19 protein-coding genes are annotated in these 25,156 nt (G+C 68.4%); 10 read left to right on the forward strand and 9 right to left on the reverse strand.

Annotation, left to right across the window (positions count from 1 at the left end; all coding sequences use genetic code 11):
* The first annotated feature begins 117 nt into the window (after nt 1–117).
* The 3 genes from cmtR (at nt 118) to ACYVD5_RS16930 (ending at nt 4,793) form a co-directional block, all read left to right on the forward strand.
* On the forward strand, nt 118–465 hold the full coding sequence (gene cmtR, locus ACYVD5_RS16920) for a Cd(II)/Pb(II)-sensing metalloregulatory transcriptional regulator CmtR (RefSeq protein WP_461002020.1): 348 nt from the start codon (nt 118–120) through the stop codon (nt 463–465).
* A 549-nt stretch (nt 466–1,014) separates the two neighbouring features.
* Nucleotides 1,015–4,278, forward strand: a complete 3,264-nt coding sequence (locus tag ACYVD5_RS16925; protein WP_461002021.1) for an efflux RND transporter permease subunit — start codon at nt 1,015–1,017, stop codon at nt 4,276–4,278.
* Between the two features lie 368 nt (nt 4,279–4,646).
* A complete protein-coding gene (locus ACYVD5_RS16930; protein WP_461002022.1) occupies nt 4,647–4,793 on the forward strand; it encodes a hypothetical protein in 147 nt (48 codons plus the stop codon).
* A gap of 250 nt (nt 4,794–5,043) precedes the next feature.
* Here the strand turns inward: ACYVD5_RS16930 and ACYVD5_RS16935 are convergent, their stop codons facing one another.
* On the reverse strand, nt 5,044–5,499 hold the full coding sequence (locus ACYVD5_RS16935; RefSeq protein WP_461002119.1) for an ATP-binding protein: 456 nt from the start codon (nt 5,497–5,499) through the stop codon (nt 5,044–5,046).
* An 865-nt stretch (nt 5,500–6,364) separates the two neighbouring features.
* Here ACYVD5_RS16935 and ACYVD5_RS16940 point away from each other — a divergent pair.
* The 7 genes from ACYVD5_RS16940 (at nt 6,365) to ACYVD5_RS16970 (ending at nt 17,322) form a co-directional block, all read left to right on the forward strand.
* Entirely contained in the window at nt 6,365–8,443 is a 2,079-nt protein-coding gene (locus tag ACYVD5_RS16940) for a PhoX family protein (protein WP_461002023.1), read from the forward strand.
* A gap of 175 nt (nt 8,444–8,618) precedes the next feature.
* Nucleotides 8,619–9,698, forward strand: a complete 1,080-nt coding sequence (mgrA, locus tag ACYVD5_RS16945; protein ID WP_461002024.1) for an L-glyceraldehyde 3-phosphate reductase — start codon at nt 8,619–8,621, stop codon at nt 9,696–9,698.
* Between the two features lie 474 nt (nt 9,699–10,172).
* Entirely contained in the window at nt 10,173–11,156 is a 984-nt protein-coding gene (locus tag ACYVD5_RS16950; RefSeq protein WP_461002025.1) for an ABC transporter permease, read from the forward strand.
* An 82-nt stretch (nt 11,157–11,238) separates the two neighbouring features.
* The gene (locus ACYVD5_RS16955; RefSeq protein WP_461002026.1) at nt 11,239–12,147 is read left to right on the forward strand and encodes an ABC transporter permease; all 909 of its coding nucleotides are present in this window, start codon (nt 11,239–11,241) and stop codon (nt 12,145–12,147) included.
* A 17-nt stretch (nt 12,148–12,164) separates the two neighbouring features.
* Nucleotides 12,165–14,312: a dipeptide ABC transporter ATP-binding protein gene (locus tag ACYVD5_RS16960; protein ID WP_461002027.1), complete on the forward strand. Its 2,148-nt coding sequence runs from the start codon at nt 12,165–12,167 to the stop codon at nt 14,310–14,312.
* 126 nt (nt 14,313–14,438) lie between these two features.
* Complete coding sequence (locus ACYVD5_RS16965; protein WP_461002028.1) at nt 14,439–16,154, forward strand: ABC transporter family substrate-binding protein; 1,716 nt, start codon at nt 14,439–14,441, stop codon at nt 16,152–16,154.
* Nucleotides 16,155–16,638: 484 nt separating this feature from the next.
* Nucleotides 16,639–17,322, forward strand: a complete 684-nt coding sequence (locus tag ACYVD5_RS16970) for a hypothetical protein (RefSeq protein WP_461002029.1) — start codon at nt 16,639–16,641, stop codon at nt 17,320–17,322.
* A 265-nt stretch (nt 17,323–17,587) separates the two neighbouring features.
* On the opposite strand, the gene ACYVD5_RS16975 is transcribed toward ACYVD5_RS16970, so the two are convergent.
* From ACYVD5_RS16975 to ACYVD5_RS17010, 8 genes are all read right to left on the reverse strand, one after another.
* The gene (locus ACYVD5_RS16975) at nt 17,588–18,025 is read right to left on the reverse strand and encodes a hypothetical protein (protein ID WP_461002030.1); all 438 of its coding nucleotides are present in this window, start codon (nt 18,023–18,025) and stop codon (nt 17,588–17,590) included.
* Nucleotides 18,026–18,156: 131 nt separating this feature from the next.
* Entirely contained in the window at nt 18,157–19,794 is a 1,638-nt protein-coding gene (locus ACYVD5_RS16980; protein ID WP_461002031.1) for a hypothetical protein, read from the reverse strand.
* Between the two features lie 153 nt (nt 19,795–19,947).
* A complete protein-coding gene (locus ACYVD5_RS16985) occupies nt 19,948–20,784 on the reverse strand; it encodes a hypothetical protein (RefSeq protein WP_461002032.1) in 837 nt (278 codons plus the stop codon).
* A gap of 51 nt (nt 20,785–20,835) precedes the next feature.
* The gene (locus tag ACYVD5_RS16990) at nt 20,836–21,498 is read right to left on the reverse strand and encodes a C40 family peptidase (protein ID WP_461002033.1); all 663 of its coding nucleotides are present in this window, start codon (nt 21,496–21,498) and stop codon (nt 20,836–20,838) included.
* A 29-nt stretch (nt 21,499–21,527) separates the two neighbouring features.
* Nucleotides 21,528–22,088: a hypothetical protein gene (locus ACYVD5_RS16995; protein ID WP_461002034.1), complete on the reverse strand. Its 561-nt coding sequence runs from the start codon at nt 22,086–22,088 to the stop codon at nt 21,528–21,530.
* A gap of 11 nt (nt 22,089–22,099) precedes the next feature.
* The gene (locus tag ACYVD5_RS17000) at nt 22,100–23,053 is read right to left on the reverse strand and encodes an OmpA family protein (protein WP_461002035.1); all 954 of its coding nucleotides are present in this window, start codon (nt 23,051–23,053) and stop codon (nt 22,100–22,102) included.
* 114 nt (nt 23,054–23,167) lie between these two features.
* The gene (locus ACYVD5_RS17005) at nt 23,168–23,848 is read right to left on the reverse strand and encodes a pilus assembly protein TadG-related protein (protein ID WP_461002036.1); all 681 of its coding nucleotides are present in this window, start codon (nt 23,846–23,848) and stop codon (nt 23,168–23,170) included.
* A 351-nt stretch (nt 23,849–24,199) separates the two neighbouring features.
* Nucleotides 24,200–25,099 carry a type II secretion system F family protein gene (locus tag ACYVD5_RS17010; protein ID WP_461002037.1) on the reverse strand — a complete coding sequence of 300 codons (900 nt, stop codon included), beginning with the start codon at nt 25,097–25,099 and terminating at the stop codon, nt 24,200–24,202.
* Nucleotides 25,100–25,156 lie beyond the last annotated feature (57 nt).

Here is a 25,156-nt window from a genome sequence, read left to right on the forward strand (position 1 = left end):
CGGCGGGTCGGCAGCGCCGCCGCGGCGGGCGGGAGCGGGTCCGGTGCGGCGCGCAGCTGATTGTTCAGCCGTGACTGTTTATACAGCCTCGGCTGTCAATACAGCAAATACTGTAAAATGATTTTCATGTTGACCACCGAGCAGCGCCTCGCAGCCATCCAGCGTCTGGGGCGGGCGCTTGCCGACCCCACCCGATGCCGCCTCCTGCTCGCTCTCCTCGACGGCCCCGACTACCCGGCTCACCTTGCCGAGCACTTGGGACTTACCCGGCAGAACGTGTCGAACCACCTGGCCTGCCTGCGCGAGTGCGGCCTGGTCACCACCACTGCGCGCGGCCGCCAGGTCAGCTACCAGTTGGTCGACGACTCGCTCACCCACGCGCTGGACGACCTGCTGCGCGTGGTCTGGGGGGTCGCCGACGAGCACCTGCCGCCGGGCGAGAGCACCCCGGTGCCCGCCGGCTGAACCGGCGCCGCGGGCCGAACCGGGCTCCGCCTGCGCCGCGCCTTCTGGCGGCCGCCCGCAGGCCCGCCGCGGCGCCGTTGCCGCCCGGCCCCCTGTAGGCCGCCGGGCCGTTGCTCAGCGTTGACCCCCGGGGTTCCGCGCGCCGGTGGCCGAAAGTGGCCCGCCCCGGTGGCCGTGTACGCCTTGCATCGGTGCTCCGGCGACCAAAGCCCAGGTCACCGGATCTCCCGTTGGTTCGGGCCGTATCGGGGACCCCCTGATAGCACCCTGATACGTCCCTGACAGGCACCTGATGTCGGCTCACTCACGGTGAATTCGGGCGATGTCGCGAAGTATCGTTGTTGCTGCGTGCCCGGCAGTACACGTGCGGCCCCGTTCTGATGCCCGCATGACGATTCCACCATCTACCGCTCGTCGCAGCGGTGCCGTTCAGCGCGAGAAGTCTTCCTGAGGAGTAACGACTCTCATGTCCCAATCTGCCAAGTGTTCTCTTGGCGTCGAGATCCGCCCCTTCCGACGAACGGGCGCGCAGCGGCGCAGGGGGGCGAAGTGAACCGGCTAGCGAAGCTCTCCCTCGGCAACCGGGCGCTCATCCTGCTCATCACCCTGGCGGCCGTTGTCTTCGGCGGGCTGGCCACGGTCAACACCGAGCGCGCGCTGATGCCCGCACTCGAAGTCCCCATGGTCTCGGTCAACGCCCAGTACCAGGGAGCATCCCCCGAGGTCGTCGAGTCCGACGTGGCCGAGCCGCTGGAGCAGGCGGTGCAGGGCGTTCCCGGCGTCGTCAGCTACACCTCGACCTCCAGCACCGGCTCCGTCCAGGTGAGCGCCGAGTTCGACTACGGCGACAGCAGCGAAGCCGTCGTGCGCGACGTGCAGCAGGCGGTCGACCAGGTCGAGGCCATGCTGCCCGAAGACGTCGACCCCACGGTGTCGGCCTTCGGCACCGACGACATCCCCGTCGTGATGCTGGCCGCCGGCGCAGGCGACGGCGACGCCCAGGCGCTGGCCGACCCGCTCCAGGAGCAGGTCGTGCCCGAACTGGAGTCGATCGACGGCGTGCGTGCGGCCACGGTCACCGGTATCCGCGAGTCCTCGGTCATCATCACGCCCAAGGACGACAAGCTGGAGGACGAAGGCCTCAGCGTCAGCGACCTCACCGGCGCGCTGGAGGCCAGCGGCACCCTCACCCCCGGCGGCCAGATCACCGAGGACGGCAAGTCCCTCACCGTCACCACCGGCGGCAAACTGGAGTCCGTTGACGGCGTCAAGGACGTCTGGGTAACCCCCGGCGGCGGAGGCGCCGCGGGCCAGGGCGGTGCCGCGGCAGGGGCGGGCGCCGCAGCCGGCATGGCCGGCGCAACGCAGACCGCATCGGACCCGGTGCGGCTCGGCGAGGTCGCCAAGGTCGAACTGCGCACTGACGAAGCCTCCAGCATCACCCGCACCAACGGCGACCCCAGCCTCGGCGTGATGATCACCAAGACCCCCGACGGCAACACGGTCGAGATCTCCGAGGCCGTGCAGTCGGCGATGGACGACATCGAGCCGATGCTCGGCGACGACGCCGAGGTCAACGTGGTCTTCGACCAGGCACCCTTCATCAACGACTCCATCGTGGCGATGGCCGAAGAAGGCGGCCTGGGCCTGGCGTTCGCCATCATCGTCATCCTGGTGTTCCTGCTGTCGCTGCGCTCCACCCTGGTCACGGCCGTGTCCATCCCGGTCTCGCTGCTGGTGGCCATGATCGGCGTGCAGGCGTTCGGCTACTCCCTCAACCTGCTGACCCTGGGCGCGCTCACGGTCGCGGTCGGGCGCGTGGTCGACGACTCCATCGTGGTGCTGGAGAACATCAAACGGCACCTGTCCTACGGCGAGGAGAAGTTCGACGCGGTCTTCACGGGTGTGAAGGAGGTGGCCACGGCCATCACCTCCGCCACGCTGACGACCATGGCGGTGTTCCTGCCGATCGGCTTCGTCGGCGGCCAGACCGGCGAGCTGTTCCGGCCCTTCGCCGTCACCGTCAGCCTCGCGCTGGGCGCCTCGCTGCTGGTGTCGCTGACCATCATCCCGGTGCTCGCGTACTGGTTCATGCGTCCGCGCGTGGTCCCGCCCGAGGACCTGGAGCGGGTCAAGGCCGAGGAGAACCAGCGCGAGCTGCGCACGCCGCTGCAGCGCATCTACCTGCCGGTGATCCGCTGGTCGACGCGCCACCGCATCATCACGCTGGCCGCGGCCGTGCTCATCCTGGTCGGCACGTTCTTCGGTGCCGCGAACCTGCAGACCAGCTTCCTGGGCGACCAGGGGCAGAACACCTACTCCGTCACGCAGGAGCTGGAGCAGGGCACCTCGCTGGACGAGGCGGACGAAGAGGCCAAAAAGGTCGAGGACACCCTTGAGGGCTTGTCGTGGGTGGAGTCCTACCAGTCCTCCATCGGTGGCGGCGGTGGCGGCGGTATGGCCGCGATGATGGGCGGCGGCGGCAACAGCATCAGCTACACCATCACCGCCGATCCCGAAGAGGACCAGTCGGTGCTCCAGGACCGGCTGCGCCAGGCCATGGACGACGTCGAGACCGACGCCGAGCTGCGCGTCGCCACGGCGGGAGCCGCGGGCGGTAGCTCGCTGGAGGTCCAGGTCCGAGCCGAGGACCGCGAGGCCCTGGCCGAGGCCGCCGACCTGGTCGAGGACGAAGTGCGCGACATCCCCGGCGCCGCCGACGTCGAGAACAGCATCGCGGCCTCGCAGCCGATGCTGGACGTCGACGTCAAGGGCGAGAAGGCCGCCGACGAGGGCCTCACCGAGGGCGCCATCGGCCAAGCGGTCTCGCAGGCGTTCCAGGGCGCCGAGGTCGGCACCGCCACCATCGACGGCACCCAGCACGACATGGTCGTGCGCGACATCCCCAAGCCGTCGACAGTGGAGGACCTGCGCGACCTGGAGCTCACCACGGCCACCGGCGACGACATCCGGCTGGGTGCCGTCGCCGACGTCAAGGAGGTCATGCAGGCACCGGAGCTGACCCGCTCCGACGGCGTGCGCACCGCAACGGTGTCGGCTTCGCCCACCGCCGACGACCTCGGCGCGGTCACCACGGAGCTGACCCAGGCGCTGAACGGCCTGGACCTGCCCGAGGGCGCCTCCGCCAACATCGGCGGTGTCAGCTCCGACCAGTCCGACGCCTTCACCCAGCTGGGCATCGCCATGCTGGCCGCGATCGCCATCGTGTACCTGATCATGGTGGCGACCTTCAAGAGCCTGGTGCAGCCGCTGATCCTGCTGGTGTCCATCCCGTTCGCGGTCACCGGTTCGGTCGGGCTGCTGCTGCTCACCGGCCAGCCGATGGGCCTGGCGGCGATGATCGGCATGCTGATGCTGATCGGTGTGGTGGTCACCAACGCCATCGTGCTGATCGACCTCATCAACCAGTACCGCAACGACGGCATGGACCTGCGCGAAGCGGTCGTCGAGGGTTCCCGGCACCGGCTGCGGCCCATCCTGATGACCGCCCTGGCCACCGTCGGCGCGCTCACGCCGATGGCGCTGGGCATCACCGGCGGCGGGGCGTTCATCTCCCAGCCGCTGGCGATCGTGGTCATCGGCGGTCTGATCAGCTCGACGCTGATCACGCTGGTGCTCGTGCCGGTGCTCTACACCATGTCCGAGGGCCGCAAGGAGCGCCGTATCGAGCGGCGCCGCCTCAAGCGCGAAAAGGCGCTGCAGAAGGCCCGCGAGAAGTCCGGGACCGGCGAGGAGGAGGCCGGCAAGGTGTCGGCGTCCGCCGGCGACCCGGGCGGCGATTCCAGCGCCTGAGCCGCGTTCGGAGTAATTCGCAGCAGTACGCAGCCGGGGCCTCAGGTCCCACCCGGCATTGAGGCGGCGGCCGCCGCGGGAGCCACCCGCGGCGGCCGCCGCCTTTTGCGTGCCGGCGCTCTTGGCACCGGGCGCCGGCAGGGGAGGGCGGAACCCGGTTGCGGGTGCTGCGGGTGCCTTGGGGGCTCAAGTGGGCCGGGTGGCCAGGTGCCGGGTACGTCCGGTGCGCCGTGCCGCGCCGGAGGCGGCGACTCCGCGCCCGGGAACCGGTATCGGCCCAGGTGCGGACCCCCGCGGATCGCGGATTCCGCGCCCGTCCCCGGAGCGCTGATTTGTGATCCGCCCCCTACGGCAGGCAAGCTGCAGATATGGAAAGCAAGGACACTGAACTCGACGAGCTCGTCCGCGAGGAACTCGGCGAAGAGCCCTCCCAAGAAGCCAAGGACTACGCGCGCGAGCTGTACGAGAAGTACCGGCTGCCGAGCACCCCGCCCGACACCGAGGAGGACAGTTAGTTCATGGGCTTTTGCCCAGCCTGTTTTTCCTATCCGCCATACATCCCACGACGACCGGGGTCTCCCCGAGCGGGAGGCCCTTCGTCATGCCTGGGCCCGCTTGGCGGCGTTGCCTGCCCCGTCCACCCGGCGCACCGACGTGACCCTGCAGAAATGCCCGAAAATCGGCGCTGAGATGGGCATTTCTGCAGGTTCGTCGCCGACCAGCGCCCCGGGTGGCCCGGGCGCGCCGCGAGTAGCCGCCCGGTGGTCACTCGTCCGGGTCTGCGGCGGCGTCCGTGCCGTCCCACACCAACTCGAACCAGACCCGCCGGCCCAGCCCGTCGGGCCGGGCCTCGCTGCCCCACTTGGCGGCAAGGGCCTCGACCAGGTCCAGGCCCCGTCCGTGCTCGCTGGTGTCGTAGGCGTCGCGGTGCTGGGCGCGCGGATGCTCCGGACTGCCGAGGTCGCGGACCTCCACCCGCGCCCAGCCCTCGCCCAGATCGACCGCCACCTCGAATTTCCCGCCGGGCATGCCCGACGTGCTGTGCGTAATGGCGTTGGTTGCGAGCTCACTCGTGAGCAGGGTGGCCGTGGTGAGCTCGGGCGAGCGGGCGAGCATCCGCTCGACGAAACGGCGCGCGTGCTGGATCTGGCTGGCGAGTCCGGGAAACCTGCGGCGCGCAGTCGGGTCGCCGGGCCCGGAGGGCGGTGGGCGCTCTTCCATGGTGTTGGCCGGATCGGTGGAGGGTCGGTTGTCGCCCGCCTCGGCGAGCGCGGTACGCGGACCGATGCCGCCCTGCGGTCTCGCCGTCGGGATGTCGGGCATGCGGGTCTCACTCCCCTGTGACGTTGGACGGCGCCACGCCGCGGCGGTGCCGCAGTGACGTTGAGCGGCGGCGCCTGCAGCGGTCCGTTCGTGCCCGTTGCCGGGTCACGACGTACTGGCACAGGCGCAGGGGATCGCTCATCGGATCGGTGTCGGGCGGGTGCGGGGGTCAGTGGAGCCGGACCTCACTGCCTCAGAGGTCACATCCACGCACAGAATACGCGGGTTGACTTCCGGTGAATCGGGTGGGGTGGTATGTCCCACGTTAGGGACCGCGCATGCTCCGATGCATTCGGAGCCGTATTCGAACACGTATACGCATCAGGACCCGGAGTTACCGACCGGCGCTCGGGTCGGGCCCGGCGGGTCGCGCCGGGTTGCAACGGGTTTCTGCAGGTTCCATCGGGTAGCAACCGCGGAATGGGGTGAATGTGGCCGGAACCGGTCAAAACAATCGTGCCGCAGCCGGCGGCCGCGGCGCCCGTCCCGCGGCTCCCTCCGCGGCCGCCGCCGCCCCGGAAACCGGTCTGCGGCGGGACGGTCGCAGGCGGTGCATGCGGCGTGCGCGATGCGTATGCGCTGCAGGTGTGGTGACGAATTGTCGGGCCATTCACGGTGGATTCACGTCCTCGAACGACTTCTCCGCCATGGTCTTGAAGGTTCGGACACCGCTACCGGACCGAACGCCGACCACCAGCGCGCGGCCCCCGCGACCGCCGCGCCCCCGGTCGAAGGTCATCCCCGCAAGCAATAGGAGGACCCAGTGCCGCAATCCGCGCCCCACCGCCGTTCACTTCCGCTGATCGGCCAAGTCGGCGGTGGCCGGTCCCGGCAGACCTGCCGATTCCGCTGCGGCGACGCCTGCTTCCACGAGGCGCCCAACAAGAGCGACAACGCCTATTTCGGCGACATCGCCGCCGCCGCGCTTTCGCGCCGCAACGTCCTCAGGGCGGGCGCCGTGGGCGCCGGCGCCACCGCTGTCGCCGGGTTGGGCGGCATGGCGCCCGCTTTGGCCGACCGCAACCACGGCAGAGGCAACCCCCGCCTGAAGTTCGAGAGCATCGAAGGCGGAACGGCCGACAAGGTCGAGATCCCCCGCGGCTACGAGCAGAGCGTCGTGGTCCGCTGGGGCGACCCGGTGCTGCCCGACGCCCCGGAGTTCGACTTCGCGAACCAGACCGCCGAGGCCCAGGCCAAGCAGTTCGGCTACAACTGCGACTACGTCGGCTTCCTGCCGTTCGGCCGCAACCGCGGGCTGCTGTGGGTCAACCACGAGTACACCAACGAAGCCCTGATGTTCGCGGGCTACACCGACGGCAACGACGCCGACCCGGAGCTGATCAAGACCGCCATGGCCGCGCACGGCGGCTCGGTGGTCGAGCTGCGCCGCGATGACGGCGACCACGGCCGCGGCCGCGGCAAGGGCAAGCGCTCCGGTGCCTGGCGGCTCTCCCGCGGCAGCCGCCGCTTCAACCGCCGCATCACCGCCTCGACCCCGATGAAGCTCACCGGCCCGGCCGCAGGCGACGACCTGCTGCGTACCGAGGCCGACCCCGAGGGCACCCGCGTGCTGGGCATGCTGAACAACTGCGCCGGCGGTATGACCCCCTGGGGCACCATCCTCACCTGCGAGGAGAACTACAACCAGTACTTCGTGGGCGGCGAGCAGACCACCGGCGACACCAAGACGGCCCTGGCCCGCTACGGCTTCGCCACCGAGGGCGACACCCGCGAGGGCAACCGCCGCTTCGACCGGGTCGACGAGCGCTTCGACCTCTCGCGCCACCCCAACGAGGCCAACCGCTTCGGCTACGTGGTCGAGATCGACCCCCTCGACCCCGACTCCACGCCGAAGAAGCGCACCATGCTCGGCCGGTTCAAGCACGAGGGCGCCAACCACCGCATCACCCGCGACGGCCGCATCGCGGTGTACATGGGCGACGACGAGCGCTTCGACTACATGTACAAGTTCGTCAGCGAGGGCCGCTACCGCAAGGGTTCGCGGCGCGGCAACGACCGCCTGCTGGACTCGGGCACGCTCTACGTCGCCAAGCTGCGCGGCGACAGCCCCGCCAAGGAGTTCGACGGCTCCGGTGCGGTGCCCTCCGACGGCGCGTTCGACGGCTGGGGCGAGTGGGTTGCGCTGTGCACCGACAAGGAGAGCTTCGTCGACGGCTTCACCGTCGCCGAGGTGCTCGTGCACACCCGGCTCGCCGCCGACAAGGCCGGCGCCACCAAGATGGACCGCCCCGAGGACTTCGAGGCAAGCCCGGTCACCGGCAAGGTCTACTGCGCGCTGACCAACAACACCTCCCGCGAGCCCGGCCAGGCCGACGAGCCCAACCCCCGCGGTCCCAACCGCTACGGCCACATCCTGGAGATCACCGAGCGGCACAACGACGCAGGCGCCACCCGGTTCCGCTGGGACGTGCCGATCGTCTGCGGCAACCCCGAGGACGCCGGCACCTACTTCGCGGGCTACGACAAGTCGAAGGTCGTGCCGATCTCCTCGCCGGACAACCTCACCTTCGACGAGCAGGGCAACCTGTGGATCTCCACGGACGGCCAACCCGGCACGCTCGGCATCAACGACGGGCTGTTCGCGGTCCCGGTCGAAGGCAAGTACAAGGGGCAGCTCAAGGCGTTCGCCAGCGTGCCCAAGGGCGCCGAGTGCTGCGGCCCGCTGATCACCGAGGACCAGAAGACGGTCTTCATCGCCCCGCAGCACCCCGGTGACGGCGGCAGCGTCGAGGAGCCGGTGAGCACCTGGCCGGACGGCGACTTCCCGCGTCCTTCCGTGGTGGCCATCTGGCACGGCCGCGGCAAGGACATCGGCAGCTAAGGGAACACCGACAAGCCGGGACATCGGCGGCCGAGGCCGAACGTTCCCGGCGCCGGCTGAACGGGCGGGGCCCGGCGCCCCGCCCGTCACGCCGGCCGCACGCGGGGGACCCGCGCCGGTGCGGACACGCCCCGGCGAGGTACGGCTGCGGTGCCGCAGTGGGATCATGGGACGCATGGTGCGAGAGAACGACATACCCCGACTCGACGTCCCCAGTGCCGGTGTCCACCGGGCCGGCACCGACCGCTACGACGGGCGGATGCCCTACCGGCGCACCGGGCGCAGCGGGCTGCAGCTGCCCGCTGTCTCGCTCGGACTGTGGCAGAACTTCGGCGACTCCCATGCGCTGGACAACCAGCGCGCGATCCTGCGGCGCGCCTTCGACCTCGGCGTGACCCACTTCGACCTGGCCAACAACTACGGCCCGCCGCCGGGCGCGGCCGAGCTGAACTTCGGCCGCATCCTGCGCGAGGACTTCCGCGCCTACCGCGACGAACTGGTCATCTCCACCAAGGCCGGCTATGACATGTGGCCCGGTCCCTACGGCAGCGGCGGCGGCTCGCGCAAGTACCTGCTGGCCAGCCTGGACCAGTCGCTGGCGCGGATGGGGCTGGACTACGTCGACATCTTCTACAGCCACCGGTTCGACCCCGACACCCCGCTCGAAGAGACGATGGGGGCGCTGGCGACCGCCGTGCACTCCGGCCGGGCGCTGTACGCGGGCATCTCCTCCTACTCCGCCCAGCGCACCGCCGAAGCCGCCGCGCTGCTGCGGGAGATGGGCGTGCCGCTGCTCATCCACCAGCCCTCCTACTCGATGGTGAACCGCTGGATCGAGGACCAGGGTCTGCTCGACACCCTGGAAAACGTCGGCGCGGGCTCCATTGTGTTCTCGCCACTGGCCCAAGGCCTGCTGACCGGGCGCTACCTGCAGGGGGTCCCCGAAGGGTCGCGGGCGAGCCGCAGCGGGTCGTTCTCCCGGGAGTGGCTGGCAGAGGGCAACCTGGAGCGGATCCGCGCCCTGGACGCGGTGGCCCGGGGGCGCGGGCAGACGCTCGCCCAGCTGGCGATCTCCTGGGTGCTGCGCGATCCCCGCGTCACCTCGGCGCTCATCGGAGCCAGCAGCGTCGGGCAGTTGGAGGACAGCCTGGCAGCGGTGAGCGGCCCCGCCCTGAGCGGTGACGAGCTGGCCGAGATCGACCGGAACGCGGTGGACCTGGGCGTCAACATCTGGAAGCGCTCCAGCGACCGGTAAGGCGGCGCAGCCGCCGGTTCGCGGCCTCCCGCTCGCCGGGGGCCGCCGCCGGGCCGGCGGCTGCGGCAAGTGTTCCGGGCGCCGGCGGCGACGAGCACGGGGGGTTGCGGCGGGTGAGCGGCGGGCACAGCGTGATACCCCCGACACAGTGCGTCCGCAGCAGGGTTAAAATTCTTCCATGTGGCGCAGTGAGATGCAGAAAAGCTACGCTCGTTGCGCTTTCTTGATTCACCGGTAACCCTGCAGTGTCCGAACGCGGCCCAAACTCGTGGGAATTCGGATCACTAACCGTGAATCGGATGTAAGCGGGATGCGGTCACCGCCAAGAGCCGATCCTCTGGCGGACACCGGGCTTGCTCCCTTGCGCCGGTAGCGCCTGTGTGGTTACTCCATGGCAGGGCGGCGCACAGACTTGCGCCGATCCACCACGGTCGTTCCAAGGTGGTCCGTTCGGGCGACAGGTAGGGGCATGAGTTGGCGAAGTTCTTGGTCAGGCGGCTACTCGGCTATCTTGTCCTGATCTTCCTGGCGTCGAGCATCGCCTACCTGATCGCATCCACCACGCTGAGCCCCCGCAGCTACTTCGAGCAGCAGCAGCCCCCGCCCAGCCAGCAGGCCATCGAACGCCAGCTCGACCGGCTCAACCTCAACGACGAAACGCCGCTCGCGGAGCGCTACGCCACCTGGGCCACCGACCTGGCCGTCGGCGACTTCGGCCGGACCATCACCGACGAAAGCGTCAACGAGGCGATCGCCCGCAAAGCCGGTGTCACACTGCGGCTCATCCTCGCCGGCACGCTGATCGGAGCCACGCTGGGCGTGGCGGTCGGCGCCTACTCCGCGGTCCGCCAGTACGGCAGGTTCGACCGCGCCGCCACGGTCGCGGCGTTCTTCCTGCTCGCGGTGCCGGCCGTCGTCGTCGCCGTAACACTGCAGGTCATCGCGGTGTGGATCAACGATGTCAGCGGCCAGCAGTTACTGGAGTACGGCGGCGAGTACAGCGCCAACCTCCAAGCCGGGTTCTGGGGCACGCTGGCCGACCGCGTCCAGCACGCGATCCTGCCCACGCTGGCGCTGTCCCTTTCGTTGTTCGCCGCGTTCAGCCGCTACCAGCGCAACATGATGCTCGACGTGCTGGGATCGGACTTCGTGCGCACCGCCATGGCAAAGGGCCTCACCCGCCGCGCCGCGATGCTCAAGCACGCCCTGCGCACGGCGCTGATCCCCACCATCACCTACTTCACCTTCACCTTCGGCATCCTGATGGCCAACGCCACCTTCACCGAAAAGATCTTCGGGTGGCACGGCATGGGCGCCTGGGTGGTCGACTCGATTGTGAAGAACGACGTGAACTCGGTCGCGGCAGTCACCTTCTTCATGGCGGTGTGCGTCATGGCCGCGTCGTTCCTGTCCGATGTGCTCTACGCATGGCTCGATCCCCGGGTGCGGGTGAGCTGAGCATGGCTGCCATCTGCCGTACCACCGGCCGAGCGCAGCGCCCGGCACCGAGATCCCTGCGCACAGCGTTGGAGGAGAGCGCATGAGCATGTCAGCCGAACGCGAGGCGGCCGCCCCGGGTGCCGCCGCGGCGGTGGAGATCTCGGGCCGGTGGACCTCCCTGGCCAAAGAACTGCTGGCCACCCGCCGCGTCATGGCCGGACTCGCCATCATCGGGGCGCTGATCATCCTGGCGTGGGTGGGGCCGCTCGCGAGCCCGTGGGACTTCGACGAGCGCGACTTCACCGCCTTCCGCAGCCCGCCCAGCGCCGACCACTGGTTCGGCACGGGCAACACCGGCCGCGACATCTTCCACATGACCATGGTCGGGTTGCAGAAGTCCATCCTCATCGGCCTGTGCGCCGCGCTTGCCACCACCATCATCGCCGCGCTCGTGGGTGCGTTCGCCGGCTACTACCTCGGGCTGACCGACCGGGCGCTGATGTGGGTCACCGACCTGTTCCTGGTGCTGCCGCAGTTCCTGATCCTGGCCATCCTCTACCCGATGCTGCGCGACCAGGGCTGGCTGGTGTTCGTCCTGCTGCTCGCCTGCCTGATGTGGATGGTCACCGCGAAGATGGTGCGCGGCATGACCATCTCGCTCAAGGAACGCGAGTACGTGCTGGCCGCCCGGTTCATGGGCGTCAGCAACGGCCGCATCATCCTGCGCCACATCCTGCCGAACATGTCGTCGCTGCTCATCGTGGACGCGACCATCAACGTCAGCTCCGCGATCATTCTGGAGACCGCGCTGTCCTACTTCGGATTCGGCGTGCAGCCGCCCGACGTCACGTTGGGCTCGCTGATCGCCGACGGGGCGCGCCAGGCGCTGGCCTTCCCGTGGACGTTCTGGTTCTGCACCGGACTGCTGATCGTGCTCGTGCTCGCGGTCAACCTCATCGGTGACGGGCTGCGCGACGCTCTCGACCCGCACGCCAAGAGCAGGACCTAGAGGGGGATCGAACCGCCATGACCGCAACCAGTGGTACGGCCGCCGCCGCGCAGGAGAACGCCGGCGCGGCCGGCGGGCCGGACGGCACCGGTGCCCCCGTCCTCGAAGTCCGCGACCTGGAGGTGACCTTCCCCGGCGCCCGCGGCAACGCCGACGTCACCGCGGTGCGCGGCGTCAGCTACGAGGTCCGCCGCGGCGAGATCCTCGGCATCGTCGGCGAATCCGGATCGGGCAAATCCGTGTCGTCGATGGCGGCCATGGGACTGCTGCCCGACTACGCGCGGGTGAGCGGCTCCATCCGGCTGCACGGCGAGGAACTGCTCGGGCTGGGCGACCGGGCCATGTCGCGCAAGCGCGGCCAAGCCATCTCCATGGTCTTCCAGGACCCGCTGAGCGGGCTGACCCCGGTGTACACCGTCGGCGACCAGGTCGCCGAGGCGGTGCGCGTGCACAACCCGCAGATGGCGCGGGCCGCGGCCGAGAAACGCGCCGTCGAACTGCTCACCCTGGTGGGCATCCCCGACGCGCAGCGGCGCCACCGGTCGTTCCCGCACGAGTTCTCCGGCGGCATGCGCCAGCGCGTCATGATCGCGATCGCGATCGCCAACGACCCCGACGTCATCATCTGCGACGAACCCACCACCGCGCTGGACGTCACCATCCAGGCCCAGATCCTGGAGGTCCTCAAGACCGCCCAGCGCGAGACCGGCGCCGCCATCATGATGATCACCCACGACCTGGGGGTGGTGGCCGGCCTCGTCGACCGGGTCCAGGTGATGTACGCGGGCAGGCTGGTCGAGACCGGCAGGGTCGACGACGTCTACTACCGCACCCGCATGCCCTACACCATGGGCCTGCTCGGGTCGGTCCCGCGCCTGGACCAGGACGAAAAGACGCCCCTGATCCCGATCAAAGGGACCCCGCCCAGCCTCACCGACATGCCGCCCGGCTGCCCCTTCGCGCCCCGGTGCCCCATCGCCGTCAGCGCGTGCGACTCCGCCGAACCTCCGCTGGAGAACGCGGGCGGCGAGGGCCACCGCGCGGCGTGCATCCGCGCCGGCGAGATCGAGGCCAACTCCTGGACCGCGCACGACGTATACCCGGTCACCGAGATCGAGGAGAGCCCGGTCGCCCGCGTGCCGCGCGAGGACCGCGACGTCGTACTGCGCGTCGAGGACCTCGCCAAACACCACCCGCTGATGCGCGGCGCGCTGTTCAAACGGCGGGTGGGCACCGTCTACGCGGTCGACGGGCTCAGCTTCGACATCCGCGAAGGCGAGACCCTGGGCCTGGTGGGCGAGTCCGGGTGCGGCAAGTCGAGCACACTGATGGAGATCCTCAGCCTGGAGAAACCGCAGCAGGGGTCGGTGGAGCTGCTCGGCAAGGAGTCGGGGAAGGCGGGCAGGCGCGAGCGGATGGACGTCCGCCGCGACGTGCAGGTGGTCTTCCAGGACCCGATGAGTTCGCTGGACCCCCGCATGCGGGTCTTCGAGATCGTCGCCGAACCGCTGCGCACCCACGGCCACCCCAAGGAGCAGGTGCGCTCCCGCGTGATGGAGCTGATGGACCTGGTTGGACTGGACCCCTCCGCCGTCACCCGCACCCCCGCGGAGTTCTCCGGCGGCCAGCGGCAGCGCATCGGCATCGCCCGCGCGCTCGCGCTGGAACCGCGGCTGCTCGTGCTCGACGAACCCGTCTCCGCACTGGACGTGTCCATCCAGGCCGGCGTGATCAACCTGCTGGAAGAGCTCAAGGCGCGCTTGGGGCTCTCCTACCTGTTCGTGGCGCACGACCTTTCGGTGGTGCGCCATATCGCCGACCGAGTGGCGGTGATGTATCTCGGCAAGATCGTGGAGATCGGCGACGTGCAGTCGATCTATCAGCGCCCCACCCACCCCTACACCAAGGCGCTGCTGTCGGCGATCCCGCTGCCCGACCCCGAAAAGGAGCGGCGGCGTTCGCACGTCGTGCTGCAAGGAGACCTGCCCAATCCGGCCGAGCCCCCGTCCGGATGCCGGTTCCGTACCCGGTGCCAGAAGTTCGCGGTCCTCAGCGCGGACGAACGCACCGCTTGCCTGGAACAGGAGCCGGAGCTGCGGTCGCGTGTGGAGGGGGTGGCCGACCAGCAGGCCGCCTGCCACTACGCCGAAGCGGATCCGGTCTGACCGTGCGCGGCCCAGCGCCGCTACCAGCCGAAACACCAGCCGAGGCACCGGCCGAACGACCAGCCCAATCCCGGCCGAACCACCACCACTCGATCCCCCCGGTAACAGATCAGTGAGGAGAATCCCGTGCGAATCAGACGCGCCGCCAAGGTCGGCGTCCCGCTGCTGGCTCTGGCCCTTATGGCCGGCGCCTGCGGCGGCGGCGATGAGGGGAGCAACAATGAAGAGACCCTCGCCGACATCCCCGCGATCGACATCAACGCAACGGACCGTTCCGAGCTGAAGGACGGCGGCACGTTCCACTGGGGGATCAACGAGTTCCCGCCCCAGTACCAGGTCAACCACACGCAGGGGAACCTCGCCAACGCGGTGCGCATCGCGTCGGCGGTGATGCCGCAGGCCCACTACTACGACGAGAAGGGCCAGCCGCATCCCAATAAGGACTACGTCCTCTCCAGCGAGGCCAGCGACGACGGCTCCGAGCTGACCTTCGAGCTGAACCCCGACGCCGAGTGGTCCGACGGCAAGCCCATCACTTGGGAGGACTACGCCGCCCAGGTCGAGACCATCGGCGGCCACCGCGACAACGCCAACGAGTTCGACGTCGGCGACACCACCGGTTACGAGCGGATCGGCGAGGTCGAAAAGGGCAAGGACAAGTACGAGGTGATCTTCCACTTCGACGAGCCCTTTGCCGAGTGGCCGCGCCTCTTCGACGCCGTGTACCCCAAGGAGTACATGGAGGACCCGAAGAAGTTCAACGAGGGTTACCAGAAGGCGTTCCCGGTCACGGCCGGGCCCTTCGGCGACGTCGAGTTCGACGAGACCGCCCAGACGGTCACCGTCCACCGCAACGAGGACTGGTGGGGCGACTCCGCCAAGCTGGACGCCATCGTCTACCACACCTACGGCAACGACGCGCTGCCGGGTGTGATGAACAACGGCGAGATCGACGGCTTCTACCTCGGCTACGATGCCGCCGCCTACGACCAATTGCACGACGCCGACGGGGTGCGCCTGACCAAGGCCATCGACAACGCCTACCGCCACCTGACCTTCAACGGCGGCGAGGGCAAGCTCCTGTCCGACAAGGAGCTCCGCAACGCGCTGGTGCACGCCATCGACCGGTCGCAGATGGCCAAGGCGACACTCAGCGGCGTCAACTGGACCACCGACCCGACGGTGAACCGCCTCATCCGCTCCACGCAGACCGGCTTCAAGGACAACAGCGAGGGCTACGGGGAGTACGACCCGGAGAAAGCCGCCCAGATGCTGGACGACGCCGGCTGGACCCAGAGCGGTGAAGGCGAGATCCGCACCAAGGACGGCGAGAAACTGCAGCTGGACTGGGTGATCCCGAGCGAGCTGCAGAACACCGCGGACGAAGCCGAGATCGCCAAGGCGCAGCTCAAGGAGGTCGGCGTCGGCGTCAACATCGAGACCGTGCCGTCCAACTCCTTCTTCCCCGAGTACATCGTGCCGGGCAACTACGACGCCACGACCTTTGTGTACGCCAGCACCAACCCCTACGCCGGGTACTACGCGGAGAACTTCACCGGACCGGTGGGTGAGGACGAGAACGGCAACCCCAGTTGGGGCAACAACCTGCACTTCTTCACCACCGACGAGATCAACGCGGCGTTCGAGGAACTCTCCACGCTGACCGACCCGCAGGAGTACGCGGCCAAGGCCAACGAGATCGACCGGATGCTCTGGGAACAGGGCATGGCGGTGCCGCTGTTCCAGCGGCCCGGCATCTTCGCGGTCAACCCCAAGGTCGCCAACTGGGGTGCCCGCGGACTGGCCTCCATCCGCTACGAGGACATCGGCTTCACCGGCTAGGAGCTCAGAGTTCCTGGAGCCTGGAGGCAGGCGCCGGGAGCCGGGATCGGCCGGAGTCCTGCGGGATGCCGCCCCCGCCCGCCCGGGCGGGGGCGGTCCTGTGCTCTTAGGGCGCGCCGCCCGGCGGGCACGGATCCGTGAGCGGGTGCGGCGGGCATGCTGATGGCCCTCCGCGCGCCCGCGCGAGCGCAGAGACGTGCAGCCCGCGGCGCCCGGCCGGCCGATGGGGAAGAGCCGCGCCGGGTCGGCGGGGCCGTGCGCTGGGCAAGCCCTGGAACCAGGGCTGCGCCGGGTTCCCCGGCCCGGCGGCGACTGCCGATCTCCGGGCGGTTGGGTCTAGACTCGGTGCGGCCGCACCGCGCGTCCACGCGGACCCGGTCGGTCACCGCCGCGAGGCGGCGCGAGCGGTGCGGCCGTTTTGCGTACCGCCGGCGCGCGGCAAGCGCGGTACCCGAGCACAAGTCGGCGGATCGGCGGAGAGGCGATGGTGGAGTACATCCGGGCGTGGGTCATCGGCGCCGTGGCATGGTTCATGCTGACAAACCTCGGGACCCTCGCGTTCGGCGTCCTGGCGCCGGCCGAGCACCTGCGCAGCTTCGGGTGGGCGCTGCTGTGGCTGGGCGGGATCGGGTTCGCCGCCTACTTCCTCTCCGCCGTCGCCGCAGCCGCCGTGCACCGCGCGCCGGACCGCCACCGGTTCGGCCGCAACGCCGCCGCGGTCCTGGCGGCCCCGGTGGTCGGTACCGCGGTCGACACGGCGCGACTGCTCACCGGCACCGGGGTGAACTGGGCGCTGTACGGTTCTTGGACCGCCATTGCGCTGGCCGGGGCCGTACTCGGCTTCGTGCTGATGCGCCGCGTACAGGCCCCCGTCGTACTGGACTCGGCCACCGGCGAACGCGTCCGCGTACCCCGCACATACTGGGACCGCACCGAGTCGGCCGCCACGGACGACGCGGAGCCGGGCGAGCCGGGAACTGCGGAATCCGGCAACGCGGAGCCCGGCGATGCGGAGCCGGGTGAGACGGGTGACGCTGATCCGGACAATGCCGGGGCGGGCAACGCAGGGAAGGATATGGCGGGCGCCGCCGCTGACACCGGGTTCGGCACCGAGGCCCGCGCGGAGGACGCTCCGAGCGCGGCTGAGACCGACCGCACGGCGCCGTAGCGCCCGGGGGCTCAGCGCTCCGGCAGCGAATGGGCTCCTTGCCGTGCGAGGGCGCCACCCGGCATTGCGCCGCGAAGTACCCCATCCCTGGGCGGATCTCCGCGCGCCGCTCCGATGTGCCCACGCAGGACCTCGGCGGTCTGGTGCCGCTGCGGTGAGTCTCGCGTCTTCAGTACCTTGTCTGCTTGCTGCGCGGGGGGCCGCAGGAGACCTGGAACCCCCGGGGCATAAGGCGGAACAATGCTCTCGCCGCCGAGCGGGGGTGTCACAGGCGACCGGCTCCGGATGTGCTGCCAGGCGCCCGGAATCGGACTGTTCGCCCCTTGTCCGGCTGTTTTTCGGGTCGTGTCAGCCTGTGGCCTGCGAATGTGCCCAAGGCAAGGGCGGGCAGCGCTGCAAGCAGGGCAGGGAGGTCGAGGCCGTTTCGGGTGAGGGCGGCCACCTCAACGGCGGCCCCGAGGACGGGCAGCGGCAGGACGGCGCCCCACTCGCGGGAACGGACTCTCCGCGGGCGGGCCGCCAGCCCGGACGCGAGTGCCACCAGGGTGTAGCCCGTCAGCGTGGTCGCGGCGATCCAGAGCAGCCGCACGTGCGGTACCGCGAGGGCGCCGAGCGGTAGCAGCCACAGGTGCAGCAGAGCGCTCGCCGCCGCCCAGGCGACCCATACGGCGGCGCCGGCGCACCAAGAGCGCACGAGGTCCATGATGGCGGCCGTCCCTTCCAAGAGCCGGTCAACGCGCGGGCGGTGAGTGGGTTGGGTGGCGCGGCAATGCGGCTGCTGCGGCGGCGGTCGCGGCCGGTTCGGGTGGCGACGGGTGAGCCGCCGGACACGGCTCACCCGGCACACTCCGCAAAGGGGACGAGCTCTCGGCGCCCGTGCGGGCCGGGCGCTGCCAGGTAGCGCGCACCGGTGGCCGCCCGCGAGACCGACTCCCACCCGGTGGCTCCACCGAACGACAGACCGCCCAGTGTCGCGTCGGCGCTGAACTCCCGGCCGGTTGTCTCGGTGGCGTAGCGGACGGTGCTGTAGGTGCCTTCGCGGTACAGCAGTTCGTCGAAACCGCCGACCCTGCCGACCCTGCTGCCTCTGCCGGCTCCGCCGCCCTCGCCGGCCCCGCCATGTGCGGCCTGCGGCGCGGCCGGCTGCGTTGGGCGGCCGGTCGTCGACAGGAATGACAGGGCCCGCAAGGATTCGCCCGCTGCGAGCCAGCGGCGGACGGTCGCCCTGTTGCGGTCGGTGACCTCCAGCCGCGCCGTCCCGACGACGTGCCCGCCCCCGTCGCCGCCATTTCCCCTGGCGCCTCCAGCGCCGTCCGCGCCGCGGCTGTTGTCCACTTCGATCACGACCTCCTCCAGGTCCCCGGTGCCGCGATCGCGGGTCGTGGTCAGGGCGGCGCGGGCGAGGCGGTCGTGCGCATGGCCCGGGCTCAGCACGGACTCGGGCACCAGGGGTCCGACCGCACCGGTCTCGGCGAACTCGAACGCGACCGTCTGCGACACCGTGCCGCGCCGATCGTCGGTGGTGCGGGTCAGCTCGGCGTTGCCTTCGGCGCCGGCGGAAACGAGGTGCAGCAGGTCCGGGCCGCTGGTCACACCGGCTCGGCGCTCGTCGGAGGCGGCGGGATCACTGGTATCAGCGGCATTGCCGGGATCGTCGGGGGCGCCAGCGGTGCCGGCGGCCCCGCCACCGGCCGAATCCGCGGGCCTGTCGGCGTTGGCGTCACCGCCCACATGCAGCTCGACCCCCGCATCACCGGCCAGATGGACCCCGGCGTGCGTTGTGACCGCGCGCCGGTCGGGTGGCGGCAACCCGGCGGCACCCCCATCGCCGAGCAGTTGCGCGGCGCCACCCGCGATCCGGGCGCCCAGCGCGTCGAACGCACCGCTGTCCGCGCGGAGGCCGTCCAGATGCTCCGACCGAGCGACGCGCTCGCGGAAGCGGTCGGCTGCGTGCTTGCTGGGGAACACCCACGTGCTGGTCGCGGCCGCTCCGCCGTGCACACCGGCGCCGAGTCCGGCCTCGGCTTCGGCGGGGCCGAGGCCGGCTCCCCAACGGAACGGGTTGGGCGCGTCGGCGGTTCCGTGCACGGCGCGGGTCAAGCTGACCTCGGCCGTGCCGTCGGTGAAGTGGCGTTCGCCGATGCGCACGCGCCCGCTTGGGGAAGCGGCCACCGAGACTCCGGCAGAGGCGCTGACCTGCTGTGCGCTGGCCGCGCACACTTTGGGGCGCAGCGGGTCGGCCCGGTGGTCGCGGCCGGTTGGGCAGGGTCCGAGGCCCAGGGCAGCGCACACGGCACGTTCGACTTCGGTCAGGATCCGGCGGCCATGGTCGGTGGCGCCGAACAGGGCGATGCCAAGAGCGCAGGCGAGGATGGCGACGCCGGCGTAGCCGATCGCGGTGGCGCCGCAATCGGCCGCGGATGGCGGGGTGGGAGGGCGGAGAATGGGGCGGGGACGCTTCGGCGCAGCCATGGTCGGCCTCGCAGCAGAGGGCAGGCGGCGGACGAACCCTGAGCAGCGGGGCGGGTCGGCGTCTTCCGCGCGGCTGTCGGATGCAGCGGCGGCACGGCGAAAGCGCGATGGCGCCCGAAACGGGGTTGCAGGCGGGCGGCGACGCGGCGGCCGTTAGTCGGCGGGGGCGGTCACCGGTGTGACGTTGTTCCAGTTGCGCAGCGACAGGGCGAACCAGCGGGCCTGTAGCCCTGTGCGGTCGGGTGGGAGGTACTGGTAGTAGGCGACAGGGCGGTTCTTGCCGTCGACCCACAGCTCCACATCCACGGCGGCCTCGCCGAGGTTCAGCGCGATGAGCTTCGCGTACTCCTGCTGGGCGTAGCCGACCGTGTTCTCATGCAGGTCGTTGACATAGGCGGTCCCCTGCCAATGGGAGACCGGAGCGCCGTTGACTTCGATCGCGTCCACCAGGCGCAGGTCGCTGCTGGCGGCGAGAGTGGCGGTGATGTGCGAGCAGTTGGCCCCGCGGGCCGCGGCGAGGTCCTCGGTGTAGGCGGTGGGGACCTCGGCGGCGTCCAGTGTCCAGGAGCCGTCGCCGCCGTTGGCGTGCAGCCCTTCATCGGTCGCAACGGAGCCTGCGGCTTTAACCTGGGCGGGGACGAGCTCCTTGGCATCGAACTCGCGGCCCGGCACGAAATCATCCGCGGGCGTTGACCGGGTCGCGTCGCCCTCGATCGCATAAGCCCCGGAGCCGTCGCCACCGCAACTCAGCCGACCGGTGTTGATCGTCACGAGACCGCTGCTGTCGAAACTGAGCAGCTGCCAAGCAGCCGAATCCGCAGCATCGAGAGCCGCAGGCAATACCTCGGCGAGTTCGGCGCGGTCGCGGGCGTCGCCGGGGGTCGGCACGGCCGCGGGACCGGCGGGTTCGGCGGGGGAGCCGACGCAGGACGTAGCCGCCAGCACGGCCAAACACAGCGGTAGGCTCAGCGCCGCGGTCTTACGCGGCACGGATCGCAGTCGGCGCGGTTGCACACATCGCCCTTCTTCTCAGCCCTCGGCTCAGCCTTGCGGGATACGGGCCTGACCATGCCATCTGGCCTCCCAGTACGGATTCCCGAGGACCTGCACGACCTGCACGGGATCGCCGGCGTGCACCATCTGGCCGCCTCCCATGTACATCCCCACGTGCGTCGGCTGGGGACCGGACATCGTCTCGAAGAAAATCAGGTCGCCCGGTTTGAGATCGCTCTTTGGGACCCGCTGCAGCGCGGCGATCTGATCCCAGGTGGTCCGCGGAATGCTCACCCCGGCTTCGCGCCACGACTCCATCATCAGCGAGGAACAATCGTAGGTCTGCCGCCCGGTCGCCCCCCACTCATACCGCTTCCCGCGCTGCGCAAGCGCGAACTCGATCGCCACCTTCGCACTGCCCGACCCCCGCACCTGTCCGTCCCAGGAACTGGCGGTCAAGGTCCAGCTGTACTCTTCGGGCTTCTCCGGCCGCTCGCGCTCGACCCAGGTCTCGCTACCGCACTCGGGCCCTTCGACACGGCAGACGTACTTCCGCGTCGCGTCATGGAGGGTATCGCCGATCGACGACGACGAAAGACCGATAACGACAATAGCGGCGATCGAAACCAACGCCGCAGTCTCCAGAATCGAAGCCCCGCGATCACTCCCATCCTCATGCAGCCGCGCAAGCACTCTCTTCGGCACCGTCACCGGACCGTCCTCCTCACCTCAGCGGCACGTCACCCGACAGGAACATCTTCAATGGGATCGAAGCCCGGGATCTCCACGGTGACGCTCTGCACGTCCCTGGGAATGCTGTACATGGCCCAGTAGTCGACGGACCCGCCAGACCAAACGAACGGCATATACGGCGCTCTGGGAGCGTAGCCCGAGCAACTGCAGTAGCTCTTTTCATCCATTATGGGGCTGTGGCGTGAATTGCTCGTTTCGTTGAAAATTTGCACGCCGCTGAAAACGTCTTCCCGATAAATATATACAGGGTGGCCGAACCACTTGTCGTGTATGTTGTCCGAGCCGTCGTTCGTGACCTTAATGGTGACCGAAGTCAAGTTGCTGGAATCAGATCGGTTGATGCCGATGACTTCCGCTGTCGCGTTCGTGATGCGATCGTCCGAGCCATTGCTCTGCGCGCTGGCCAAGGAGGGTGGAGGTGTGTTGTCGGATGGAGAAGCAGTGGTTGAGGGGGGAACTGCTGCTGCTGAGGTAGAAGTGGACACCACCAAAGCCAAGCTTCCCAACAGGGACGATATCGCCGAAGAACGCGAGATATGCTTCAGCATGTGGTGATCCCTTACCTCTTAAAGGTGATGGTGACTCGCCGGTTCTTCTTCTTTCCCTCGTCTGTTTCATTTGTTGCGATAGGCTGGTCAGATCCATGGCCGGTCGACTCATATTCGACGCCGGGCTTTTTCACGAGTTCGGAGAGTGCTTGTTCGACAGATTTCGCGCGGTCGAGTGACAACGGGTTGTTTACCGAGTCTGTTCCGGTGTTGTCGGTGTGGCCATCTATCTTCACTGATGTCCCCGAAGAGTCGTCTACCTCGTTTGCCACCTGCTTGAGCGTCTTGTTTGCTTGATTGTCCAGTTTAGACTTTCCAACATCGAATAGCACGTCGGTGGATAGTGATATTGCTACTTCTTCCCCGGTTTCCTCGCGGACTGATCCGGCTTGGAGATCGTCTTCGATTGAACGAAGATTCCAAATCACCGGCTGTGCAACCTCACCAGAAGGTTTCCTATTTTTTCCTTCGTTGGTTACGGGGATATCGAGTATTGGGGGAGCGATGGCCGAAGTGAGTGCCATGGAGGCGGTACCCTTTGGAGGGCTTGGGAACGCCATCCATGCCCTTATCCGATTGCCAGGATCGATCCCTGTATCTTGCCAGTCACTGCAGTAGCAATCCCCATTTGAATAAAGCATTGGCAAGTGCTTGGTGTTATTTAGTCCGTCCAAGAGCGAAAAGGGTTGGAAGTCGGCTGCAGCATCACCTGATTTCGGAGCGGTTAGGGCGGTCATCCTCTCTTGGCCCATGTTTACCATGGAAAAATCGAGGATGGTAACATCGGCACTTTGCCGGTGCAGAGCGTGGACCTCAATGCGGAGGTCATTCCCGAATTCAGTGGATGAAGTTTCGGTTCTCGCAATGACTGGTGGACCCGGCTTGTTTTCTGTGGACTCCCCAGAGGAAGACGCCGAAGGGCGATCCTCGCCACCGTCGTCGCTGACATTCCCCTCGCTGCTCACGCATGACGAGAGCGCGATTATAGAAGCGGCGAGTACGGAGCCAACAATATAGTTCCGACTGGATCGATCCCGTCTTCTCTGCATCGATAGCACCGTAGATCCGTCTCGGAGTTTCTATTCGGGCCCGGAGGATTCATCCCCCATTGGCTTGTATATGTAGCGTCCTTCTTCATCGGTGATCCGAATATCTATGAGTTGCTGGGCATGGCGGAAACTTTGGATACGCTGCCCGTCGCATGTTATCCCTGAGATGGTTGTATCGCCGATGGCGTATTCGCATTCGGGGAGCACCACTTCGGCAATGGATGCCGCGTTCCCTGTATGCTCTGCGTCCTCCTCTACTCCAGTATTTCCGTCACAGGCAACATCGGACCAGTCTTGGCTCCGATCTTCCTGGAGTTCCTTTTGGCACGCATTGGTATTGATTTCCACCCGGACGACGTTTCCCAGATTTCCTTGGCTGTCGTCGCTCGCGCGGATGGCCTCTACAAGCGCTCCGTTCGTTTTGGCGTAATGGTCGGCCGCAGCCCGTCCTTTTGCTGGATCGTAGAGCCGGCTGTAAGGTATTTCGTCTTCGGCCAACGATTGGGCCGCCGTGTCTCGGGCCACTCCAGCAGCGGCTAACGCAGCGGCGTCTGCTGCGGTTTGAGCGTCACTTCTAAGGTTGTTGGCGTTTCCAAGCCTCGTGAAAAGCAGCATGATGGCTATCAAGGAAATTGTCAGGCCAATCAAGAAAAATAGATTGGCTTGCCCGTTTTCGCTTTTTCTGTCCGCGAGGGTTAATTTAGCATACATGCATGGCTTCTATGGATTATTCTCCAGGGTTTGGGTTCAGTACTTCCTGGATGGAGGTTGAAATGCTCGTTGGTATTTCCTTGAAAACCTCTAGTTGCATTACCGCAACTGCGATTCCGCCAACCAGGATGATCACAGCCGCATACTCAAGTATGCTCCCGCCCTTGTCTTGATTGTTCGGGATGAGATGTTTTGTGATCATCGCTCGTGTTCGTGCGTGCAGGGACAGCAGTAGTTGGTGCATTCATCCCTCCCGGGAGGGTGCGTGGGGTGTGGGGGCCCTGGCGACTGTTATTAAGTTACGGGCGCCGCGTGCTTTTGTGTAGGGCCTTGGGCCCGGTTGTGGATAACTCATCCGCCGAAGACACCTCCGAAGTCGACTCCAGAGCCCAAGATCATTGCTCCTCCGACGAGGAGTAGGAGGCCGGGAAGCATGGTGGCCGCGGTGATGCCGGTGACTCGCGGGTTGAGGCGCTGGGCCTTGCGGCGCATGTACTGGGCGTCTTGGCGGCGCATGTCCTGGCCGATGTTGAGGAGGGTGTGCGAGAGCGGGGCGCCGAGTTCCTCGGACTGCTGGATGGCGGTGACGAACTTGCCCAGCGACTCGTTGGAGTTGCGTTCGCGCAGGGCGTGGAAGGCGGCCTTGCGGCTGGTGCCGAGATCCATTTGGCGCAGGGCGATACGGAACTCGTCGGCGAGGGTGCCGGGCATGGAGTCGGCCACCCGGGCGAGTGCCTGGCGGAACGCGAGGCCTGCTCCGACGCTGACGGCGAGGACGTCGAGGAAGTCCGGCAGCTGGCGCTGGATGTCGTCCTGGCGCTGGCGGGTCTTCAGCAGCAGGTCGGCGTCGGTCAGCAGCACGAAGCAGAGGGCGAGCAGCGCGAGCATGGTCTGGCCGCGGGTCAGCAGCAGTACGGCGGCGCTGCTGTAGAGCAGCACCTCGCCGATCTTGCGTTGGAGGTAGCGGTCGACTGTGAGGCCCTCAGGGCGGCCGGCGGCCTCGATGCGCACGCGGATGCTTTCCTGGCGCTCTTCGCCGATGATCTCGCGCACGGCCCCGCGGAAAGGCCGGCCGATCAGCTCGGTGAGGCGGTTCAGGATGAACGTGGATTCCCGCTTGGGCTTGGGCGGGGCGATCGAGATGTCGCCGGACACCTCGCTCTGCTTGGTGAACAGGTAGATGCCCCAGCAGAAGACCGCGACGACCGCAGCCGCGCCGAGGCCGAGCGCCAGCGTGAGCGCGAAGGTCATGAGGACTCCGGGGGTCGGGGGATCGGGGGTCGGGTGGGACGAGGGGCGGGCCGAGTG

The organism is Streptomonospora sediminis (assembly GCF_054778995.1).